The organism is Micromonospora sp. NPDC050695 (assembly GCF_040654415.1).
Lineage (GTDB): Bacteria > Actinomycetota > Actinomycetes > Mycobacteriales > Micromonosporaceae > Micromonospora.
Genome location: NZ_JBFAHZ010000078.1, coordinates 1 through 20,166 on the forward strand (window position 1 = coordinate 1; position 20,166 = coordinate 20,166).

The following is a 20,166-nucleotide window of genomic DNA, read 5'->3' on the forward strand; positions in this document are numbered from 1 at the left end:
ACCCGACATCACCGAAGCCACCCGCTGGGCAGCCCGCAACATGACCAGGCCATTCACCATCCTCGGCCTCACATCGTGATCATGAAACGGCCGTGGCCCTGTAGCTCCGCAGGCCAATGGACCGGGACCACCAGGACAGGGGCTGCGCTGGAGCTGACCTGCGCAGACGGACTACGCAATAGCCCTGAGGTTGGCGCTTGACGCGAAGGAGCGCAAAGTGCAAAAAGCATTGGCTGGTTTTTTTGTGACTGAATAGGTGCCCGAGTCGAGACCAGAGCGACGCCGGGTCCGTTGGTGAGCCGCACCCCGAATTGAAGGGCTGCCTGCCGCGCTAATTGGTGCGGCAGGCAGCCCTTCGACTCGATACCGCGAGTCACCGATCGGATCGCGCCCGGCGGGTCTTCCGCAGCTTGCGGTCATCGCGCAGCTCGACGTACGGCTCGTCGTCGACCGCGTGACCGGCCGAGATGGCGCGGCCGCGCTCCAGTTCCGCGTCGAACTCGGCGCCCAGCAGGATCGCGATGTTGCTCAGCCAGAGCCAGATCAGGAAGATGATCACCCCGGCCAGCGCCCCGTACGTCTTGTTGTACGAGCCGAAGTTGCTCACGTAGAGGGCGAACAGACCGGAGATCACCAGCCAGATCACCACGGCCAGCACCCCACCCGGGCTGACCCAGCGGAAACCGCCGTGCCGCGCGTTCGGCGAGGCCCAGTAGAGGATGGCGAACATCAGGCTGACGATGATCAGCAGCACCGGCCACTTCGCGACGTCCCACACCGGGACCGCCGTCGAGCCGAGCCCGATCACGTCACCGACCGATTCGGCGAGGCGACCGGTGAAGACCACGATCACCGCGGCGGCGAGCAGCAGCACCCCGATCACCGCGGTCACGCCGAGCCGGATCGGCAGCGTCTTCCAGATCGGCCGGCCCTCGGGCACGTCGTAGATGGTGTTCGAGGTGCGCATGAACGCGCCGATGTAGCCGGACGCCGACCAGAACGCGGCCACCAGACCGATGATCGCCGCGACACTGGCCAGGCCGCCGTTGTCCTGCGCCGTGCCGATCGCGTCGGTGATGATCTGTCGGATGCTGCCGGCCGGCACCGCCTGGTTCACGGTGTCCCGCACGCCGTTGGTGGCACTCGTGCCGAGCAGGCCGAGGATGGAGATCAACACCAGCAGGCCCGGGAAGATGGACAGCACGCCGTAGTAGGTCAGCGCCGCCGCCCAGTCGGTCAGGCTGTCGTCCTGGAATTCGGAAACCGTGCGGCGCATCGCCGCCTTCCAGCCGCTGCCGGGCAGGTCGGTGGGGCTGTCCGGGCCGGCGTCGGGGCCGACCGGCGCGCTGGCGTCGTCGCGTTCACGGGCCTGGTGGGCGGAAGACTCGTCCGAGGCCATCGCCCCTCCTCATCGTCGGTGGTGTCACCTCCGACATGCCCCGTCGACGACGGCGCGTAACCACTACGGGTAGAGCAACCTGCCCATCCGTCGCGACGCCACCCGCAGGCCGACCCCCACCAGCACCAGCAGGTAGAGCACGTCGAGCAGCCACGCCCACCCACCGACGCCGAGGGTCACGTCGCGGATCAGGTGCACCGACCGGTACAGCGGAGTGACCTCGATCAGCCAGTGCAGCAGCGTCGGGTACGCCTGCGCCGGCACGAACGTGCCGGAGAACAGGAACAGGGTGAACTGCGCCGAGCCCATCAGGTCGAAATCCTGCCAACTGCGCATGAAGGTGGACACCGCCATGCCGAGCGCGCCGAACGCGAACCCGACCAGCACCGCCGCCGGCAGAGCGGTCAGCGCCCGGACCACGGTGGTCAGGTCGAACGCGACCATCACCGCGAGGAAGGCCGCCGAGTACGCGCTGCCCCGCAGCATCGCCCAGCCCAGCTCCCCGAGGGCGATCTCGAACGGCCGCACCGGGGTGGCGATCATCCCGTCGTACAGCTTCATGTACTTGAATTTGCCGAAGAAGTTGAACGTGGTCTCCGCCAGCGCCCCGGTCATCGCCGACGAGGCGAGCATCGCCGGGGCCACGAACTCGGCGTACGAGACCAGCCGCCCGTCGGGCAACGGCAGGTCACCGACCAGCGCCCCGACACCGATCCCGATGGAGAGCAGGTAGAGCAGCGGCTCCACGAAGCCGGAGAGCAGCAACAGCCAGTAGACCGACTTCAACGCCGCGACGTTGCGTTCGACCACCGACACCGACCGCCGGGACGCGGCGGAGACGTCGACCAGCCGGGGCAGGACCAGCGTGAGCACGAACCCTCCCTAGACGACGAGCTTGCGACGGAACGCGCGCAGCGCCAGCAGCCACCCGGCGACCGCCCAGGCGGCCAGGTAGAGCAGGTGCCCGACGATCGACCACTGCGGTGCGACGCCGAGCGTGGCGGCCCGGCACAGGTCGACGGCGTGCCACAGCGGCGTCGCGTACGCCAGCCAGCGCAACGCCTCGGGCAGCGACTCGACCGGGAAGAACACCCCGGCGAACAGCGTCATCGGGATGACCGCGAACCGGAACAGCATCGCCAACCAACTGTCGCTGGACACCGACGCCGCGTACGCGAAGGTCGGCGCGGCCACGGCGAGCCCGAGCAGCGCGACCACCGGCAGGGCGGCCACCGCCCACGGTGAGCGCAGCGCCCCGAACAGCCCGGTCACCAGCAGGAACGCCGCGATCGTGGTGAGCACCCGGAACAGCACGAACGCCAGGTGCCCGGCGACGATGTCGCCCACCCGCAGCGGCGACGCGCCCTGCGCGAAGTAGGTCTTGACCCACCGGAAGTTGCTGAACACCGGCCACGTCGAATCGCCCACGGCCACCTGGAGCGCGGTCGACGCGATCAGCCCCGGGACCAGCCAGTCGAGGTAACGCACTCCGCCGACACCCTGGTCGATGTACGCGCCGACGCCGAACCCGAAGCCCAGCACGGTCAGCACCGGCAGCAGGAACGAGGAGAACACCCCCGCCCGCCACGTGCGCCGCAGACCGACCAGGTAGTGCTCGAACACGGCCCACGCCGGCACCCACGGGACCCGCGCCCGCTGCACAACGCTCACCACGACCACCCCCCGTCCCCGACCTGTCTACCCCCGGGGTACGACAGACCGCCGGTCACCCTACGGCGACCCCGTCGACGTGTCGTCCGGGTTTCGGGCGCACTGATCGGCTCGGGTCACTGCAAACGGGGTGTCCGCAGCGGGACACCCCGAGATCGGCGATCCTGATTTGATCATGACCCGGTCCGAGTGGGCGGGGCCGAAATCTTGGTACGACACTGCCCCTGGAGGGGCACTTTCGTACCAAGATCTCCGAGGAGCGCTGCCGCTACAACTGGCGGACGGCACCGGGCCCGACGAAAGCGCGCCAGGCGTCGGGCGCGAAGACCAGCACCGGACCGCCCGGATCCTTCGAGTCGCGAACGGCCACCAGCCCAGGCAGGTTGTCGGCAACCTCCACACAGTTGCCGCCGCTGCCGTTGCTGCGGCTGCTCTTGCGCCACCGAGCGCCGTTCAGCTCCATGTCTCCGCCACTTCCGCGATCAGGTCGAGGGACTGCTGCTGCGATAGTGCCTCACCGCGGATCGACTCCCACACCTCGACCATCTGCCGCACGTACTCGGAGCGGTCGATCACCTGCCCGTGGCGCTGCCCGTCCAGGTAGACGACATCCTCACCGGTGGCTGCGGTGGCGATCACGAAGGGACCATCGAGCCCAGCGTACGCACCGGCGGACAGCGGCACGACCTGGATTCGGACCCGGGGCAGGGCCGAGCCGAGCTTCACGAGGTGGCGCAACTGCTCGCGCATCACCTCCGGCCCGCCGACGCGGCGGCGTAGCGCGAACTCGTCGACGACCAGACTGAGCAGCGGTGGCCGGTCTCGGGTGAGCACCGCCTGCCGGTCGAGCCGCGCGGTCACCTGCTGTTCCACCTCGTCCGCCGCGAAGAGGCCGGCACCGGCAAGGATCGCGCGGGCGTAGCTCTCGGTCTGCACGAGACCCGGCACGTAGAGCGGTTCGAACGAGCGGAGCGCGGTGGTTTCCTGCTCGATGCCGGCCCAGTCACGGAACCAGGGCACCACGGCCTCCCGGCTGATCCGCCGCTGGATGCGCTCGAACCGCCCGTCGGCCGCGAACACCGCGTCACACCGCCGCGCGAAGTCCAGACTCGGTCGACGCTCGGAGGTCTCCACCTTGGCGACCAGCGCCCCGGAATAGCTCAACGCCTCGGCCAACGCCGCCTGGGACATGCCACTGGTGGCCCGGGCCAGCCGTAGCTCCTCCGCGAAGTGCTCCAGCATGGACGAACTCTCCACGGACAGCCTCCGTACATTCCCGTACCGCGCCGGGCCGATCGCCGTACGCGCTGGTCGTCGGCGCGCGGAACCTCCCACGGTAGTCGGCTGCTCAGCAGACTGTCACGCAGCGGGACCGCTCACGGGATCGGACGACGGGCGGAACCAGGCCGGGAGCGCCCCGTGACCCCCGATCCGGGGCGCTCCCACCCACCCCGGTACGACTCGCCCGGCCGGCTCACGACCACGGGAGGCTCCGATGCCCCGCTACCGTCCGCACGTGGCGGCGCGCCCGTCCTGGCGTTGCCGGGTCTGCGGCGCCGCGTGGCCCTGCTCGCCGGCCCGCCTGGCGTTGCTGGGCGAATACCGCGAGAACCGGATCGGCCTGCTCATCTACCTCGCCACGCTGCTCGACGAGGCGACCGGGGACCTCGCCGGGCACGACGGGCTGACCGACCGTTTCCTCACCTGGGCCAGGACGCGATGAGCGGTGATCGTTGGCAGCTCAGCGGTACGACACGCCGGGGATGTGGTGGCTGAACCGCCAACGATCAGCCCGGCGGTGCGGTCAGTCGACCAGGGTGCGGCCGGTCAGGTGCAGGAAGACGTCCTCCAGGCCACTGCGCCGCACCAGCACGTTCGCCGGGTTGAGCCCCAACGCGGAGACCTCGGCGACCGCCGCGTCGCCGTCGGGCACGTAGAGCAGGACCCGGTCGGGCAGCACCTCCACCCGCTCCCCCAGCCCGTCGAGCTTGCCGGCGAACGGCTCCTGCGACTCGGCGGCGAAGCGCAGCTCGACCACCTCGCGGGTGGAGTGCTGCTCGATGAGCGCTCGGGGCGAGCCCTCGGCGACGATCCGCCCGCCGTCCATCACCACCAGCCGGTCGCAGAGCTGCTCGGCCTCGTCCATGTAGTGGGTGGTGAGCACCAGCGTGACGCCCTGCTGCTTGAGCCGGAACAGTCGCTCCCACACCAGGTGCCGGGCCTGCGGATCCAGGCCGGTGGTCGGCTCGTCGAGCAGCACGATCTCGGGATCGTTGACCAGCGCTCGGGCGATGGTCAGCCGGCGCTTCATCCCACCGGAGAGCGGCTCGACCTTGCTGTCGGCGCGCTCGCTGAGCTGGACGAAGTCGAGCAGCTCGTCGGCCCGCTCGCGGGCCGCCCGACGCGCGATGCCGAAGTAGCGGGCGTACACCGTCAGGTTTTCCCGGACGGTCAGCTCCGGGTCGAGATTGTCCAACTGTGGGCACACGCCGAGCCGGGCCCGGATCGCCGGCCCGTCGACCACCGGATCCATGCCGAGGATGCGCAGCTCGCCGCCGCTCGGTGGGGAGATGCAGCCGACCATCCGCATGGTGGAGGACTTGCCGGCGCCGTTGGGCCCGAGGAAGCCGAACGCCTCCCCCGAGCGCACCTCGACGTCGATGCCGGCCACGGCGGTGAAGTCGCCGAACCGCTTCACCAGCCCGCGAGCCTCAATCAGTGATCGCCCCGAAGTCACCGCCCGACCCTAACCGCCGGGTCCGACAGCGCTCCACGCACATACGCTCCCGCGACCAGCCGGACGCGCTGCCGCCCGGGCACCGCCACCGAAACGCCGGTCGATGCCCCACCGGTCGACCGATCGACGTGCATCGTCCCTTTGTGTCGCCCATCAGCTCGCCCGATGGTTCGTCGCCACCCGTCCGACCAGGCAACTCTCCCGTCGGCGGGCCGGCCGCGGGCACCGAGGACGCGCCACCCCGACCGCGAGCCCCAGCCGAACCAACCCCGCCCGGCAGCACCGAGCCGAGCAGCGCCGAACGGGCGACCCGCGACCTGGCATGAACCTGGAGGGCCATTTTCGCGTTCCTTACAAGAAAGAAAATCTTGTCACCGACCCAACGGTGGCGCTGCAACGCTGCAGCAGCCGTGAACGACGAGTCACTACATGGTCACGAGAGGGATGCAATGCGACCGCACGTTGTACAGATGATATCGGAGATCGACAAATGGCAAGCCGAGAACGGAACTAACATGCCGTCGCCCACAACTGACAAACAACTTTATTCAAGAATTTGGCGCTTCGGGAGGGGCGGAGTTGAAAATCTGGACGAAGTTGCGGCTATGGAGAAGCGCGGTTTCCGATTTCAGTACTCTGCGGAGCACTCAAAACCCCAACTGATCTGGTGTGGTCAAAATGTAAAGTTGGATGACTGGAATAGGCTGGCGAACAACATTCCGTTGTATCGGCAGCCCGTCACGTCGAGCATGGGTCGGCGCGCGCCAGCGCCAGGCATGCCAGGGCGTCACGGTGTGCCGATACCTGGCGGGGTGCCGTCCAGCAGGGGGTTTGCGAGTCAACAAGACATGGATCTTCACAAGGGTATGACGGAACTGATCTCGGCAGCAGCAGCACTTGGAGCGTTTGGAGATAGTGAGGTGATGTCCGCAGGAAGTCATTCCACTGCGGGTCAGGGTTCCCCTGCAAACCTGCCCCACCTCCACCGCGGCGGATCAGGCTCTGGCTCTAACCCAAATCCGGCTCAACATCCTTCCCGCCGGTGATTGTAATGCGCGGCATCTCGATTGATGACTCTCCCGGGACGTCAGGGTCTTTGCGTTGTCGCTGCGCGGGGCTGTGAGCTGGTCTGTCGAGACCAGAGCGACGCCGGGTCCGTCGGTGAGCCGCACCCCGAATTGAAGAGCTGCCTGCCGCGCTAATTGGTGCGGCAGGCAGCCCTTCGACTCGATACCGCGAGTCACCGATCGGATCGCGCCCGGCGGGTCTTACCGTCTCCGGGTCCGGCGCGGCGACGACGGTGAGCATCGGCGCGGTGACCTGGCCGCTGTTGCGCCGCGCCGGTTACCCCCCGGAGCGGGCCGGGGGCATGTTGGCCGCCGCCGGGGTCGGCGCGATCCTGTCGCCACCGACGCTGGGGGCGGCGGCGTTCATCATCGCCGAGTACCTGGGCGTGTCGTACCTGCAGGTGCTGGGCTGGGCCACGGTGCTCTACTACCTCGGCATCCTGCTCTCCGTGGAGATCGACGCCCGGCGCTCCGGCGTACGGCCGGTGGTGATCGACGTCGGCTCGCCGTGGCGTCTGCTGGCCCGGTTCGGCTACCACTTCGCCTCGCTGGTCGCCATCATCGTGTTCCTCGCCGTGGGGGTGTCCGCGACCAGGGCGGTCGTCTTCGCCACCCTCCTGGCGGTCGCGCTGTCCTTCCTGGACCCGCACGGCGGACCGGACGTACCGGCTCACCCCGGCCCGGCTGGTGACCGCACTCGTCACCGGCGTACGCGGCGTGCTCGCGGTGACCGCCGTCTGTGCCGCCGCCGGCATCATCACGGCGACCACCACGAAGACCGGCCTCGGGCCGCAGGCGGCGGCGCTGCTGGTCGGCGGCGCGTACGACGTGGCGTTCTCGCTGTTCGACACGGCGGTCAACGCGGTCGAGGGCAAGGGCAGCTTCAGCGCGCCGCAGCCGGTCGAGGCGCTCACCCGCATCGAAGATAACTACACGCAGGTGGTGGTGCGCACCGACTCCGGGATCACCTCGGTGGCCGGGATGCGGGGCAAGCGGATCTCCACCGGTTCCCCGAAGTCCGGCACCGAGGTCATCGCCAATCGGCTGTTGAAGGCCGCCGGCCTCGACCCGGCCAAGGACGTCAAGGCGCAGCGGCTCGACCTGACCAAGACGGTCGAGGGCGTCAAGGACGGCAGCGTCGACGGGTTCTTCTGGTCCGGTGGCCTGCCCACCGGTGGCCTGACCGACCTGTTCACCACGGCCGGCGACAAGGTCAGACTCGTCGACCTCGCGCCCCTGCTGCCGAAGATGGCCGAGCTGAGCCCCGCCTACCAGGCCGGCACCATCGGCCGAGACGCCTACCGGACGGCAACCGACACACCGACCATCGTGGTGCCGAACGTGCTGCTGGTGCGCAAGGATCTGGACGCCAACGTCGCCTGCGCCATCACCCGCACGGTGTTCGACAAGCGCGACGCCCTGGCCCAGGGGAACCCGGCGGCCAAGGGCATCTCCCTGGAGACCGCCCGCCGGACCGAGCCGGTGCCGCTGCACCGGGGCGCCGACAAGGCGCTGAAGGATCTCGGCGCCAACTGAGGCCGGTCAGCCGTCGACCGGTGCGGTGGCGGCACGGGCGACGGTGACCAGATGGTCGGTCTCGGCGAGCAGGGCCACGTCGTCCGCCGGGGTGCCGGGGTCGAGCCGGACGGTCCAGGTCAGACCGTCGACCCCGGCCACCCGCCGGGCCGCGACCCGTGCCGCGCCGCCGGGCAGTCGGTGGTGTTCGGTGTACGCGACCGAGCGGGTCACCCGAGCCCGCACCTGGTGCGGCAGCTCACCCGGGTCGAGCAGCAGGTACGTCTCGGCGGAGCCGTCGGCGACCAGCGCGTAGCCGTCGCGTTCGGCGACGTGTTCGGTGGGAGTGACGGTCAACTCCCGACCGGACCACACCGCCTTGAGGATGTCGTGCCAGCCGAGGCGGTGGCCCCGGCCGGGCAGCCACAGTCCGAGGTTGCTGGCGACCACCACGCCGTCGCCCTCGCCGTTGCCGGCCGCCGCCCAGGCGAGCACCCGCTCGTCGGCGGCCAACGGCGGCCGGTCGGTCGGGGGCAGCTTCGGCTTGCGGCTGAACAGTCCCATCTAGAGCCCTCCCGCGGCCTGCTCGCGCAGCGCCCGGGCGTGCTGCTCCAGTGACAGCAGCTCGCCGAAGGCGGCGAAGTACTCGTCCCTGTTGTTCACCGGGTTGATGCGTTGGATCCGGGACTTGAGGTCCCGGATGCGGGCGGTCACCGACCCGAACTGCACCCGTGCCATGGTGATCGACACGTAGCGCGGATCCGGTTCGCCGTCGATCCGCACCGGCTCGACGGCCAGCTCGCCGACGAGCGCCGCCGACGCCAGATCGTCGCAGGAGTCGCGGACCTTCTCGATCCAGACCGCGCCACCCGTCGCCGACGCGGCCCCACCGGCCGCCGCGATGGCCGTGCGGACCGCGACGTGCACCGGGTGGCGGTATTCGGTGGCCTCGACCGCGTCGAACATCGGCCCGGCCAGCACCGGTTGTTGGAGGGCGAGCTTCAGCGCCTCCCGTTCGACCATCGACTGCGGGCTGTCCAGGACCGGTTCGGGGCGGGCCGGGGCGGGCCGCGCGGCGGATGCGCCGTCCCGGCCGCCGGACGGCGGGGTGTTGGCGGCGGCGAGCACCGCCCGCTGCACCGGCTCGATCTCCATGCCGAGGTCCATGGCGAGCTTGCGGACGTACTCGGGGCGTTTTTCCCGGTCCTTCAGTTGCGCGACCAGCGGCGCGGCCCGGCGCATCGCCTCGACCCGGCCGTCGACGGTGTCCAGGTCGAAGCGGCTGATCTCGTGCCGCAGCGCGAAGTCGACAAGCGGCTCGCGCCGGGCGACCAGGTCGCGCACCGCGAGGTCGCCCTTGGCGAGCCGCAGCTCGCACGGGTCCATGTTGTCGGGGCTGACCGCGATGAACGTCCGGCCGACGAAGCGCTGGTCGTCGGAGAAGGCGCGCAGCGCGGCCTTCTGACCGGCGGCGTCACCGTCGAAGGTGAAGATGATTTCGCCGGCCACCGAGTCGGTGTCCAGCAGGAGCCGGCGCAGCACGCCGATGTGGTCCGCGCCGAACGCGGTGCCGCACGTCGCGACCGCCGTGGTCACGCCGGCCAGGTGGCAGGCCATCACGTCGGTGTATCCCTCGACGATCACCGCCCGACCCTGCTTGGCGATCTCCCGTTTGGCCTGGTCGATGCCGTAGAGCACGTGCGACTTCTTGTAGATCGGCGTCTCGGGGGTGTTCAGGTACTTCGGGCCGTCGTCGTCGTCGAAGAGCTTGCGCGCCCCGAAGCCGATCACGTCGCCGGCCAGGTCGCGGATCGGCCAGAGCAGCCGGCGACGGAACCGGTCGATCAGCGTGCCGGAGCGGGACTCCCGGGACAACCCGGCCGTCACCAGCTCCTGATGCGTGAAGCCCTGCTGGCGCAGGTGCTTGGTGAGCGGATCCCAGCCCTCGGGCGCGAACCCGCAGCCGTAGCGCTCGGCGGCGGCCCGGTCGAAGCCCCGCTGGGCCAGGAACTCGCGGGCCGGCCGGGCACCGGCGGTGCTGAGCTGCGCCCGGTAGAACTCCACGGCGGCGGCGTGCGCGGCGACCAGACGTTGCCGCTGGCCCTGCTGCGGACGCGGACGCGGGGTGCCCCGGTCGTCCTCCACGTAGCGCAGCTGGATGCCGGCGCGGCCGGCCAGCCGCTCGACGGACTCGACGAAACTCAGGTGGTCGGCGTCCATCAGGAACTTGATCGCGTCACCACCGGCGCCGCAGCCGAAGCAATACCAGACGTTGCGGGCCGGGGAGACGTTGAACGACGGGCTCTTCTCGTCGTGGAACGGGCACAGACCCTTGAGGTTGCCGCCACCGGCGGACTTCAGGGTGACCGTCTCGGAGATCACATCCCCGATCGAGGTGCGTTCCCGGACCAGTGCGATGTCCTCGTCCCGGATCCGCCCAGCCATGCGCCACCCCCTCGCCGTACATCCTGCCCTGCCGGACCGACGACGTGCCCGCCGGGGGACGCCGGGTGTGGCGGCCACCGTCGCCCGGTGGTGGCCTGGACGCTCTGCGGGCTGGTCCTCTACTGGCATTCAACGTGCCACACCTGGCACTCACGTGGGTACGATGAGCAGCATGTAGGTACATGTGGGAGGTGAAGGAATGAGCAGTGTCTCCGTTCGCGAATTCTCGTACAACCCGAGTGGCATGTTCGCCCGGGCCGAGCAAGGCGAGACGATCGAGGTGACCAGACACGGCAAGGTGATCGCCGTGCTGCTGCCGGGCTCGGGCACCCTGGGACGGTACGCTCCGCTCGTGGCCAAGGGTGCGATCAAGCTCAAGGCCACGACCACGAGCGACCTCGACCGCGTTGCCCGATATGCCATACCCGACGACATGTCTCCGCTGGACCAGCTTCTCGGCGAGCGAGCCGAGGACGAACGGTGATCTACCTCGACGCGTCCGCCATCATCACCTTGGTTTCGGGCCGCTCGTACGCGTCCGAGTTGCGGGACTTCCTTGCCACCCATCCCGGCCTGCCAATGGCGACGAGCACCATCGGTTTCGTGGAAACCGTCCGAACGCTGGACCGCGTCGGCGACTTTCCCGACACAATGAGTGATCTCGTGCGCACCTTCACCGAAATCCTCCTCACCGAGGAGGTGCGCGACACTGCTGCGTTACTGCCTGCCGGAGTCAGGACGCTCGACGCCATTCACGTCGCCAGCGCGCAGATCATCGGTCCGGCGCTGACCGCCCTGGTCACCTACGACAGGCGGATGCTCGACGTTGCCCGCTCCATCGGGCTGCCCTGTTCGGCCCCGGGCCTCGACGAACGGCAAGCCTGACCCCCGCTCAAGCCGGAAGAGCGGAGGTTTCCTCGGCCGCCACCTGCCGGTTCCAGTCGGCCTTGGTGGAGCGCCACCCCTCGTCGTCCATGCCGCGCCGCCAGTAACCGGAGATGGACAGCCGGTCGGCGGGCACGCCCCGCTCGGCGCGCAGCAGCCGGCGCAACTCCCGCACGAAGGTCGCCTCGCCGTGCACGAAGGCGTGCACCTGCCCGGGCGGAAACTCCAGCTCCCGTACCGCCGTCACCAGCGCCTCGCCCACCGGGCGGCCGCTGCGGTGCAGCCAGGTGAGCTGGACGGCACCGGGGCTGAGCAGCTTCTGCTCGTCCGCCGGGTCGGCGACCTCCACGAAGACGTGGGCCGGGGCGCCGAGCGGCAGCCGTTCCAGGGCGGCGCCGATGGCCGGCAGCGCGCTCTCGTCACCGACCAGCAGGTGCCAGTCCGCGTCCGGGCTCGGCGCGTACGCCCCGCCGGGGCCGACGAAGTGCACCGGGTCGCCGGGGCGCAGCGCGGCGGCCCACGGCCCGGCGAGCCCCTCGTCGCCGTGGTGCACCACGTCGACGGTCAACTCCTCGGCCAGCGGATCCCAGCGCCGCACGGTGTACGCGCGCAGCCGGGGCCACTGCTCGCGGGGCAGGTCCCGGCGGATCACCGCCATGTCCAGCGGCTGCGGGTACGCGACGCCGGGCTGCGGGAAGACCAGCTTGATGTAGTGGTCGGTGAACTCTCCCACCGGCAGATCGGCCAGCGCGTCCCCACCGAGGACGAGCCGGATCAGATGCGGGGTGGGTCGCTCGGTGCGCAGCACCCGGACCGAGGTGACCGTCATATTGTTAGGTTAACCTAAGTCGCCCGATGCGCTGTCGCCGACCAGACGGGTGTGCCAGGTCACCGCCGCCGGGTCGGTGAGCGAGGCGACCTGGTCGATCACCACCCGCAGGCGGGCGGCGTCGTCCGGCGCGGCCCGCCACAGCGGCGCGAAGATCGGATCGAGCCCGTCCGGCGCGCGCCGGACCAGCGCGGCCACCAACTCCGCCAGCATCGTGCGCTGCCGCTCGTAGCGGCCCCGGAAGCCGGAACGGCGCATCACGTAGCGCAACGCGATGCCCTTGAGCAGGGCGCACTGGGCCCGGACCAGCCGCGGCACCACCAGATCGGCCGCGTAACGGAGGTGTGGGCCGGGGCCGAAGCGCTCCTCGGTGGCAGCGACCGCGGCGGAGACGAACCGGCCGGTCAACCCGCTGGTGGTGGCCTTCAGGGCCACCTGGGCCCGGTGACTGCCGTCGTAGCCGGCGAGCGGGGCGAGCAGCGGGTCGGACAGCAACGCGACCAGCACGTCGGCCAGGTCGGCGGCGGACTCCCCGGAGTACGTGGCGGCTACGTCGGCGCAGAGCGCCGCCCGTTCGTCGGCGTCGTCGAGCAGCGGGCGCAGCGTGACGTACCCGCCGTGGATGCCGTCCTCCACGTCGTGCACCGAGTACGCGACGTCGTCGGCCCAGTCCATCACCTGCGCCTCCAGGCAGCGCCGGTCGCCGGGCGCACCGGCCCGGATCCAGTCGAAGACGGCCCGGTCGTCGGCGTACACCCCGAACTTGCGCTGCCCGGGACGGCGCGGCCACGGGTACTTGCCGATGGCGTCCAGCGATGCCCGGGTCAGGTTCAGGCCGGCGGACGAGCCGTCCGGGGCGAGCACCTTCGCCTCCAGCCGGGTCAGCACCCGCAGCGTCTGCGCGTTGCCCTCGAAGCCACCGCAGGGCGTGGCGAGCAGGTCCAACGCCGCCTCGCCGTTGTGCCCGAACGGCGGATGCCCGAGGTCGTGGGCGAGCCCGGCGACGTCCACCACGTCCGGGTCGCAGCCCAGCCGGGCACCCATCTCCCGGGCGATCTGCGCCACCTCCAGCGAGTGCGTCAGCCGGGTACGCAGGAAGTCGTCCGTCCCGGCGGTGTGCACCTGGGTCTTGGTGGCCAGCCGACGAAACGCCGCGGAGTGCAGCACCCGGGCACGGTCACGCTCGTACGGTGACCGGCGGTGCCCGGTGTCCTTGGGCGACTCCCCGACCAGCCGGGCGTCCGGCTCACTGCTCACGCAGGACGCAGAACTCGTTGCCCTCGGGGTCGGCCAGCACCGTCCAGTCGACGTCGCCCTGGCCGATGTCGACGTGCCGGGCGCCCATGTCGACCAGACGCTCGACCTCGGCCTCCCGATCGGTGGGGCGCAGGTCGAGGTGCAGGCGGTTCTTGCGCTCCTTGCCCTCGGTCACGAGACCGAAGAACAGAGCGGGAGACCGGTCCGCGGACTGGCGGATCTCCACGCCACCCGGCTTCTCGGCGACGATCTGATAGCCGAGCGCCTCGGCCCACCAACGGGCCAGCCGGGCCGGATCGCGGGCATCGACGGTGAGGCTCTCCCAGACGCTGGTCATTCAGTCACCCTTCCCGTTCTCCGGCATACGCAATCAGCCGTGTGCGAGCGTGCCAAGGTTACGCCCGCCGACCCCGCTCGACCCGCCCGCGACGCATCGGTGGCGGGTCCACAACCGCCGATCGGCCGGCAGTTGTCGACCGATTGCCGACGGTTACGGGCTCGCGGACGGAGGGTGGCCGCCGGTAGCGTTCCCAGCGCGGAACGTGACCAGCCGACCGACGCGCAGAGCCCGACCGGTAAGGGGACAATCTCGTGGACGCAGACCCGGTGGTGGGAACGGAACTACGCGGGCTGCGCCGACGCCGCCCCGAGGTCACCGGCACCGTCCTGGCCGGCACCGACGGACTGCTCATCTCCAGCGACCTGCCCAGCACCGACGCCACCCATCTCGCCGCGCTCGCCGCGGCCAGTTTCGGGCTCGGCCACCGGGTGGCCGACACCGTCCGCCGGGGCGAGTTCCGGGAATCGGTGGTACGCACCAGCGCCGGTTGCGTGGTGACCTACCCGGCGGGGCGCACCGCCCTGCTGACCCTGGTCACCGCGTCGGCCACAGAGGACCTGGAGGCGCTGCACGAGGAGGCTCGGGCGGTGGCCCGCCGGGCCGGTTCGGTGTTGGACACCCGTGGCGGCGGGATCGGCGCCACCCCCGTTCCGGACGCGCACGCCCCGCTGGCCGTGCGTACCCCGATGGCGACCCTGCCCACGCAGCTGCGCCGCTCGGCCCGACCGACCTGGCGTCGCCCGCCGATCTGAGCGTCGCCCGCCGATCTCAGCGTCGGTGCCGACGGCGGCCGGTCGCCCGGTCCGCCGCCGGCCCACGTCAGCGGCTGTCCGACCCGCCGGTCTCCACGGCCGCCCGGCCGGCCTCCAGCCGCGCCACCGGCACCCGGAACGGCGAGCAGGACACGTAGTCCAGCCCGACCTCGTGGAAGAAGTGCACCGAGTCGGGGTCGCCGCCGTGCTCGCCGCACACACCCAGCTTCAGCCCGGGGCGGGCCGCCCGGCCCTCCTCGGCGGCGATCCGCACCAGCCGGCCGACGCCGTCGCGGTCGATCGACTCGAACGGTGAGATGCCGAAGATGCCCAACTCCAGGTAGCGCCAGAAGAACGCGCCCTCGACGTCGTCGCGGGAGAAGCCCCAGGCCATCTGGGTCAGGTCGTTGGTGCCGAAGGAGAAGAACTGCGCCGCCTCGGCGATCTGCCCGGCGGTCAGCGCCGCCCGGGGCACCTCGATCATGGTGCCGATCAGCACCTCGACGCCGCTGTCCCCGACCACCTCGGCGATGATCTTCTCGGCCTCCGCGCGGACGGTCTCCAACTCCTGCACGGCACCCACCAGCGGCACCATGATCTCCGGCTTGGCCACCCCGCCGCCCCGGGCGCAGGCGACGGCCGCCTCGGCGATGGCCCGCACCTGCATCGCGAACAGACCCGGGATGACCAGGCCGAGGCGGACGCCCCGCAACCCGAGCATCGGGTTCTCCTCGTGCATCCGGCGGACGGCCGCGAGCAGCGCCTCCTCCTTGGCCACGTCCTCGCCGCGCTCCTGAGCGACCGCCACGTTGACCGCGAGCTGCTCCAACGGCGGCAGGAACTCGTGCAGCGGCGGGTCGATCAGCCGGACCGTGACCGGCAGCCCGTCCATCGCCCGGAAGATCTCCCCGAAATCGTCCCGCTGCAACGGCAGCAGCGCCGCCAGCGCCGCCTCCCGCTCACCCTCGGCCCGCGCCAGGATCAGCCGCTCGACCAGCTCCCGCCGATCGCCGAGAAACATGTGCTCGGTGCGGCACAGCCCGATGCCCTCGGCGCCGAAACGCCGGGCACGCGCGGCGTCCGCGCCCGTGTCGGCGTTCGTGCGGACCGCGAGCCGCCGCTTCCCGTCGGCGTGCGTCATGATCCGGTGTACGGCCCGGACCAGCGCGTTGTCGATGTGCTCGGGGTCGAGGCTGCCCTCGAAGTACTGCACGACCTCCGACGGCATGACCGGCACCTCACCGAGGTAGACCTTGCCGGTGGTGCCGTCGATGGAGACGACGTCACCCTCGTTGACGGTCTGTCCGGCCACGGTGAACCGCTTCGCCGGCACGTTCACGTCGATCGCGTCGGCACCGGACACGCAGGTCTTGCCCATGCCTCGCGCCACCACGGCGGCGTGGCTGGTCTTGCCGCCACGGGAGGTGAGAATGCCCTGGGCGGCGATCATGCCGTTCAGGTCGTCGGGGTTGGTCTCCCGGCGGACCAGGATCACCGACTGCCCCTCGGCGGCCAGCTCCACGGCCCGCGCCGAGGTGAAGACGACCGTGCCGGACGCCGCACCGGGCGAGGCGCCGATGCCCGTGGCGACCGCCTCGAACTCGTGGTCGATCTGGAAACGGGGGAACATCAACTGCGCGAGCTGCGCGCCGTTGACCCGGTGCAGCGCCTCGTCCAGGTCGATCAGACCCTCGTCGACGAGCTGCCCGGCGATGACGAACGCGGCGGCGGCCGTGCGCTTGCCGACCCGGGTCTGCAACATCCACAGCTTGCCGCGCTCGATGGTGAACTCGATGTCGCAGAGATCCTTGTAGTGCTCCTCAAGCCGGGCCATGATGCCGAGCAGCTCGTCGTAGGACGACTTGTCCAGCTGCTCCAGCTCCTGCAACGGCACCGTGTTGCGGATGCCGGCGACCACGTCCTCGCCCTGGGCGTTGGCCAGGTAGTCGCCGTAGATGCCCTGCGCCCCGCTCCCCGGGTCGCGGGTGAACGCGACGCCGGTGCCGGAGTCCGGGCCGAGGTTGCCGAACACCATGCTCACCACGTTGACCGCGGTGCCGAGGTCGGCCGGGATCCGCTCCTGGCGGCGGTAGAGCACCGCGCGCTCGGCGTTCCACGACTCGAAGACGGCACGGATGGCCAGGTCGAGCTGTTCGCGCGGCTGCTGCGGAAACTCCCGGCCGGTGTGCTTCAGGAAGATCTTCTTGTACGCGTCGACCAGCCCGCGCAGGTCGTCGGCGTCCAGATCCAGGTCGTTGTGCGTACCCTTGGCGCTCTTGATCTCGTCGAGGGCGTGCTCGAACTCCTCGCCCGGCACCTCGCAGACGGTCTTGCCGAACATCTGGATGAGTCGCCGGTAGGAATCCCAGGCGAACCTGTCCGCGCCGCCGGAGGCGGCCTGGCCGGTCGCGCCGCCGGAGGCGGCCTGGCCGGTCGCGCCGCCGGAGGCGGCCTGGCCGGTCGCGCCGCCGGAGGCGGCCTGGCCGGTCGCGCCGCCGGCCTGCCGCGCGAGACCTTCCACGCTCTGGTCGTTGAGGCCGACGTTCAGGACGGTCTCCATCATGCCGGGCATGGAGAACTTCGCGCCGGAGCGGACGGACACCAGCAGGGGGTCCTGCGGGTCGCCGAGGCGCTTGCCCATGGCGCGCTCCAACGATTCCAGGTGCCTCTCGATCTGACCGGCGAGCCCGTCGGGCTCCCGACCGGTCGCGAGGTACGCCTGGCAGGCCTCGGTGGTGATCGTGAAGCCGGGGGGCACCGGCAGGCCGAGGTTGGTCATCTCGGCGAGATTGGCGCCCTTTCCGCCGAGCAGGTCCTTGAGGTCCTTGTTGCCCTCGGAGAAGTCGTAGACGTATTTGTGATCGACGGTCTCTTGCGATGCCACCAGAGCCTCCCACGCGCGCCGGGATTGACACTTAACGAAGGTTCAGGGCGAAGGTTAAGCGAACATCGAGTGGGCTGCGACCGTTCGGTGACAATAGGCACAGCCATCACGACTATCCGCGTTCGTACCGGTTTTTGGGAACGCTTCCACGCGCAGGATCACGCATCCCGGCCGAGCGCCGTACGCTTGACGGCACGCCAGCCGGCGAACCTCACTTTTGCCATAACCGACGCGAATACACCCCTCGGAGTCGCTGCCGTGTCGACCATTCCCTCCCCCGGTCTCACCCCCGGCGCGACCGGACCCACCGGCCCGGTGCCGCTGCCGTCGCACGAACCGGACGCTGCCGCGCTGGCCCGGGCCGCCGAGCGGTCCGCCGGCGATCTGCTCGCCCCACCGACTCCGATCCGGCTGTCCGACGTCGTACCCGCCCCGCGGCAGGTCGAGCCGGCTTCGACCGACGACTGGCTGCTGCCACCCGACGCGGTCATCGTGGCCAGCGCCGACCCGGCCGCGCTGACGGTCGCCACGCACCTCGCCGACCTGCTGCGCCCGGCCACCGGATACCCGCTGCCGGTCACCGATTCACCCCGACCGACGCAGGACGGGGGCATCACCCTCACGCTGGTCGGCGACGACAGTCTGGGCGCCGAGGGGTACCGGCTCGCCGTGACCCGCGCCGGCGTCACCATCACCGCCACCACGGCCACCGGCCTCTTCTACGGCGGGCAGACCCTGCGTCAGCTGCTGCCGCCGTCGATCGAGAGCCCGACCCCGGTCAGCGAACGGTGGACGTTGCCCGGCGGCACCATCACCGACGCTCCCCGATTCCCGTACCGGGGCGCGATGCTCGACGTGGCACGGCACTTCTTCACCGTCGAGGACGTCCTGCGCGTCGTCGACCACCTCGCCCGGTACAAGCTCAACCACCTGCACCTGCACCTCACCGACGACCAGGGCTGGCGCATCGCGGTCGACTCCCGGCCGAAGCTGACCACCGTCGGCGCAACGACGGCGGTCGGTGGGGCGCCCGGCGGGTCCTACACGAAGGCCGACTACCAGCGGATCGTCGCCTACGCGGCCGACCGCCACATCACCGTCGTCCCGGAGATCGACCTGCCCGGCCACACCAACGCGGCGCTCGTCGCGTACCCGGAACTGGCGCCGGACAAGGTCGCACCCCCGCCGTACACCGGCACCGAGGTCGGTTTCAGCTACGTCGACCCGACCGACGAGCGGACGTACGACTTCATCGCCGACGTGCTCGGTGAGGTGGCCGCGCTCAGCCCTGGCCGGTGGCTGCACATCGGCGGCGACGAGGCGTTCAAGGTCAAGGGTGAGGTGTACACCGGTTTCGTCGAGCGGGTGCAGCGCATCGTGGCCGGGCTCGGCAAGACCGTCGTCGGCTGGCACCAGCTCGCGCCGGCCGGGCACGTCGACGGGAGGGTCCTGCAGTGGTGGGGCACGAACGGCGGCGATGACCCGACGACGACCGAGGCGGTACGCCGCGGTGCACGGCTCATCGTCTCCCCCGGCAACCACGCCTACCTGGACATGAAGTACGCCCCGGACACCCCGATCGGGCACGACTGGGCGGGTCTGATCGACGTGCGGAGGGCGTACGACTGGGATCCCGCCACACACGTTGCCGGCGTACCCGCCACGGCCGTACTCGGCGTGGAAGCCCCGCTCTGGACCGAATCGGTCACCTCGCTCGCCGAGATCGAGTTCATGCTGCTGCCCCGTCTGCCCGCCATCGCCGAGCTGGGTTGGTCACCCCGGGCCACGCACGACTGGGACGACTTCCGCGAGCGGCTGGCCGGGCACGGCCCGCGCTGGACGACCGCCGGCGTCACCTTCCACCGCGCGCCCGAGATCCCCTGGCCGTCCGCACCGACCGTCCCCACCCAGCGCACCCCGACGCGCGAGGACGTCAACCCGACATAGGCCCCTGATCCAACTCGGCTTCGCCGATGTCGGGGTGTCCCCGCCCGCCCGGCATCGGAAGACCGCGACATGACCGACCCGAAATCGATCACGCGGCCTGTCCGTTTTGTCGGGATGTCCGGCGCGCATATCGTCCCGTCTGACCATCACCGTCCCGTGGTCAAGGCCACCCGCCCGACGGAATCGGCGGCGGGCCGGGGTCGTTATACCTGGCACGCCACCGCGACTGCACGGTCGCTGGCGCACGGCGGTCGCCGGGAACACCGGCCAGGCCGCCCCGGTTACACCCCCGGCACAAGCACCACAGGCCCGACGGCCCGACGGCCCGACGGCCCGGCGGCCCGGCGGAATGATCCGCCGCTGCGGACCGTTGCACCCTGTCCCGACGCCGGCCCCCCTGTGGGCCGCCGGGCAGATCCCCTTGAACTTCCCCCGCAC

17 protein-coding genes and 2 pseudogenes are annotated in these 20,166 nt (G+C 70.6%); 7 read left to right on the forward strand and 12 right to left on the reverse strand.

Annotated features, from left to right (window positions below):
- Positions 1–373: 373 nt before the first annotated feature.
- From AB0H52_RS29945 to AB0H52_RS29965, 5 genes are all read right to left on the reverse strand, one after another.
- Entirely contained in the window at positions 374–1,399 is a 1,026-nt protein-coding gene (locus tag AB0H52_RS29945) for a YihY/virulence factor BrkB family protein (protein ID WP_357951578.1), read from the reverse strand.
- A gap of 63 nt (positions 1,400–1,462) precedes the next feature.
- Positions 1,463–2,272: an ABC transporter permease gene (locus AB0H52_RS29950; protein WP_357951580.1), complete on the reverse strand. Its 810-nt coding sequence runs from the start codon at positions 2,270–2,272 to the stop codon at positions 1,463–1,465.
- A 9-nt stretch (positions 2,273–2,281) separates the two neighbouring features.
- Positions 2,282–3,079, reverse strand: a complete 798-nt coding sequence (locus tag AB0H52_RS29955; protein ID WP_151489127.1) for an ABC transporter permease — start codon at positions 3,077–3,079, stop codon at positions 2,282–2,284.
- A gap of 259 nt (positions 3,080–3,338) precedes the next feature.
- On the reverse strand, positions 3,339–3,533 hold the full coding sequence (locus AB0H52_RS29960; RefSeq protein WP_357951582.1) for a DUF397 domain-containing protein: 195 nt from the start codon (positions 3,531–3,533) through the stop codon (positions 3,339–3,341).
- Entirely contained in the window at positions 3,524–4,327 is an 804-nt protein-coding gene (locus tag AB0H52_RS29965) for a helix-turn-helix transcriptional regulator (protein WP_357951584.1), read from the reverse strand. The genes AB0H52_RS29960 and AB0H52_RS29965 overlap by 10 nt, the downstream gene beginning before the upstream one ends.
- A 238-nt stretch (positions 4,328–4,565) precedes the next feature.
- On the opposite strand from AB0H52_RS29965, the gene AB0H52_RS29970 reads away from it, so the two are divergent.
- On the forward strand, positions 4,566–4,793 hold the full coding sequence (locus AB0H52_RS29970) for a flavin reductase (protein ID WP_151489125.1): 228 nt from the start codon (positions 4,566–4,568) through the stop codon (positions 4,791–4,793).
- Between the two features lie 81 nt (positions 4,794–4,874).
- Here AB0H52_RS29970 and AB0H52_RS29975 read toward each other — a convergent pair whose 3' ends face one another.
- A complete protein-coding gene (locus tag AB0H52_RS29975; RefSeq protein WP_151489124.1) occupies positions 4,875–5,807 on the reverse strand; it encodes an ABC transporter ATP-binding protein in 933 nt (310 codons plus the stop codon).
- Between the two features lie 1,315 nt (positions 5,808–7,122).
- On the opposite strand from AB0H52_RS29975, the pseudogene AB0H52_RS29980 reads away from it, so the two are divergent.
- Together AB0H52_RS29980 and AB0H52_RS29985 are read left to right on the forward strand one after the other, a co-directional pair.
- Positions 7,123–7,452 (forward strand): annotated as a pseudogene (locus tag AB0H52_RS29980) (TRAP transporter large permease subunit); the annotation flags it as partial.
- Between the two features lie 148 nt (positions 7,453–7,600).
- Positions 7,601–8,410, forward strand: a complete 810-nt coding sequence (locus AB0H52_RS29985) for a TAXI family TRAP transporter solute-binding subunit (protein WP_225854263.1) — start codon at positions 7,601–7,603, stop codon at positions 8,408–8,410.
- 6 nt (positions 8,411–8,416) lie between these two features.
- Here the strand turns inward: AB0H52_RS29985 and AB0H52_RS29990 are convergent, their stop codons facing one another.
- Both AB0H52_RS29990 and dnaG read right to left on the reverse strand, forming a co-directional pair.
- A complete protein-coding gene (locus AB0H52_RS29990; RefSeq protein ID WP_151489122.1) occupies positions 8,417–8,953 on the reverse strand; it encodes a hypothetical protein in 537 nt (178 codons plus the stop codon).
- Positions 8,954–10,856, reverse strand: a pseudogene (dnaG, locus tag AB0H52_RS29995) (DNA primase). It lies immediately after the preceding gene.
- Positions 10,857–11,033: 177 nt separating this feature from the next.
- On the opposite strand from dnaG, the gene AB0H52_RS30000 reads away from it, so the two are divergent.
- A complete protein-coding gene (locus AB0H52_RS30000; RefSeq protein ID WP_151489120.1) occupies positions 11,034–11,318 on the forward strand; it encodes a type II toxin-antitoxin system Phd/YefM family antitoxin in 285 nt (94 codons plus the stop codon).
- Positions 11,315–11,719 (forward strand): type II toxin-antitoxin system VapC family toxin, encoded by a 405-nt coding sequence (locus AB0H52_RS30005; RefSeq protein ID WP_151489119.1) that lies wholly within the window; start codon positions 11,315–11,317, stop codon positions 11,717–11,719. Before AB0H52_RS30000 ends, AB0H52_RS30005 begins: the two co-directional genes overlap by 4 nt.
- A gap of 7 nt (positions 11,720–11,726) precedes the next feature.
- On the opposite strand, the gene AB0H52_RS30010 is transcribed toward AB0H52_RS30005, so the two are convergent.
- The 3 genes from AB0H52_RS30010 to AB0H52_RS30020 are packed head-to-tail and all read right to left on the reverse strand — an operon-like array spanning position 11,727 to position 14,142.
- Positions 11,727–12,548 carry a siderophore-interacting protein gene (locus AB0H52_RS30010; RefSeq protein ID WP_357951588.1) on the reverse strand — a complete coding sequence of 274 codons (822 nt, stop codon included), beginning with the start codon at positions 12,546–12,548 and terminating at the stop codon, positions 11,727–11,729.
- 9 nt (positions 12,549–12,557) lie between these two features.
- Positions 12,558–13,805: a deoxyguanosinetriphosphate triphosphohydrolase gene (locus tag AB0H52_RS30015; RefSeq protein WP_357951590.1), complete on the reverse strand. Its 1,248-nt coding sequence runs from the start codon at positions 13,803–13,805 to the stop codon at positions 12,558–12,560.
- Positions 13,795–14,142, reverse strand: a complete 348-nt coding sequence (locus AB0H52_RS30020) for a VOC family protein (RefSeq protein WP_151489116.1) — start codon at positions 14,140–14,142, stop codon at positions 13,795–13,797. Before AB0H52_RS30020 ends, AB0H52_RS30015 begins: the two co-directional genes overlap by 11 nt.
- A 254-nt stretch (positions 14,143–14,396) precedes the next feature.
- Between AB0H52_RS30020 and AB0H52_RS30025 the strand changes: the two genes are divergently transcribed.
- Complete coding sequence (locus tag AB0H52_RS30025) at positions 14,397–14,897, forward strand: roadblock/LC7 domain-containing protein (RefSeq protein WP_151489115.1); 501 nt, start codon at positions 14,397–14,399, stop codon at positions 14,895–14,897.
- A 67-nt stretch (positions 14,898–14,964) separates the two neighbouring features.
- Here AB0H52_RS30025 and ppdK read toward each other — a convergent pair whose 3' ends face one another.
- Entirely contained in the window at positions 14,965–17,781 is a 2,817-nt protein-coding gene (gene ppdK / locus AB0H52_RS30030) for a pyruvate, phosphate dikinase (protein ID WP_357951593.1), read from the reverse strand.
- Positions 17,782–18,048: 267 nt separating this feature from the next.
- Between ppdK and AB0H52_RS30035 the strand changes: the two genes are divergently transcribed.
- Positions 18,049–19,728 carry a beta-N-acetylhexosaminidase gene (locus tag AB0H52_RS30035; protein ID WP_357951595.1) on the forward strand — a complete coding sequence of 560 codons (1,680 nt, stop codon included), beginning with the start codon at positions 18,049–18,051 and terminating at the stop codon, positions 19,726–19,728.
- Positions 19,729–20,166: the final 438 nt, after the last annotated feature.

Coding starts and splice junctions, on each gene's coding strand:
- AB0H52_RS29945 (WP_357951578.1), bottom strand. CDS start 1,399: ATGGCCTCGGACGAGTCTTCCGCCCACCAGGCCCGTGAACGCGACGAC.
- AB0H52_RS29960 (WP_357951582.1), bottom strand. CDS start 3,533: ATGGAGCTGAACGGCGCTCGGTGGCGCAAGAGCAGCCGCAGCAACGGC.
- AB0H52_RS29990 (WP_151489122.1), bottom strand. CDS start 8,953: ATGGGACTGTTCAGCCGCAAGCCGAAGCTGCCCCCGACCGACCGGCCG.
- AB0H52_RS30000 (WP_151489120.1), top strand. CDS start 11,034: ATGAGCAGTGTCTCCGTTCGCGAATTCTCGTACAACCCGAGTGGCATG.
- AB0H52_RS30020 (WP_151489116.1), bottom strand. CDS start 14,142: ATGACCAGCGTCTGGGAGAGCCTCACCGTCGATGCCCGCGATCCGGCC.
- AB0H52_RS29970 (WP_151489125.1), top strand. CDS start 4,566: ATGCCCCGCTACCGTCCGCACGTGGCGGCGCGCCCGTCCTGGCGTTGC.
- AB0H52_RS30010 (WP_357951588.1), bottom strand. CDS start 12,548: ATGACGGTCACCTCGGTCCGGGTGCTGCGCACCGAGCGACCCACCCCG.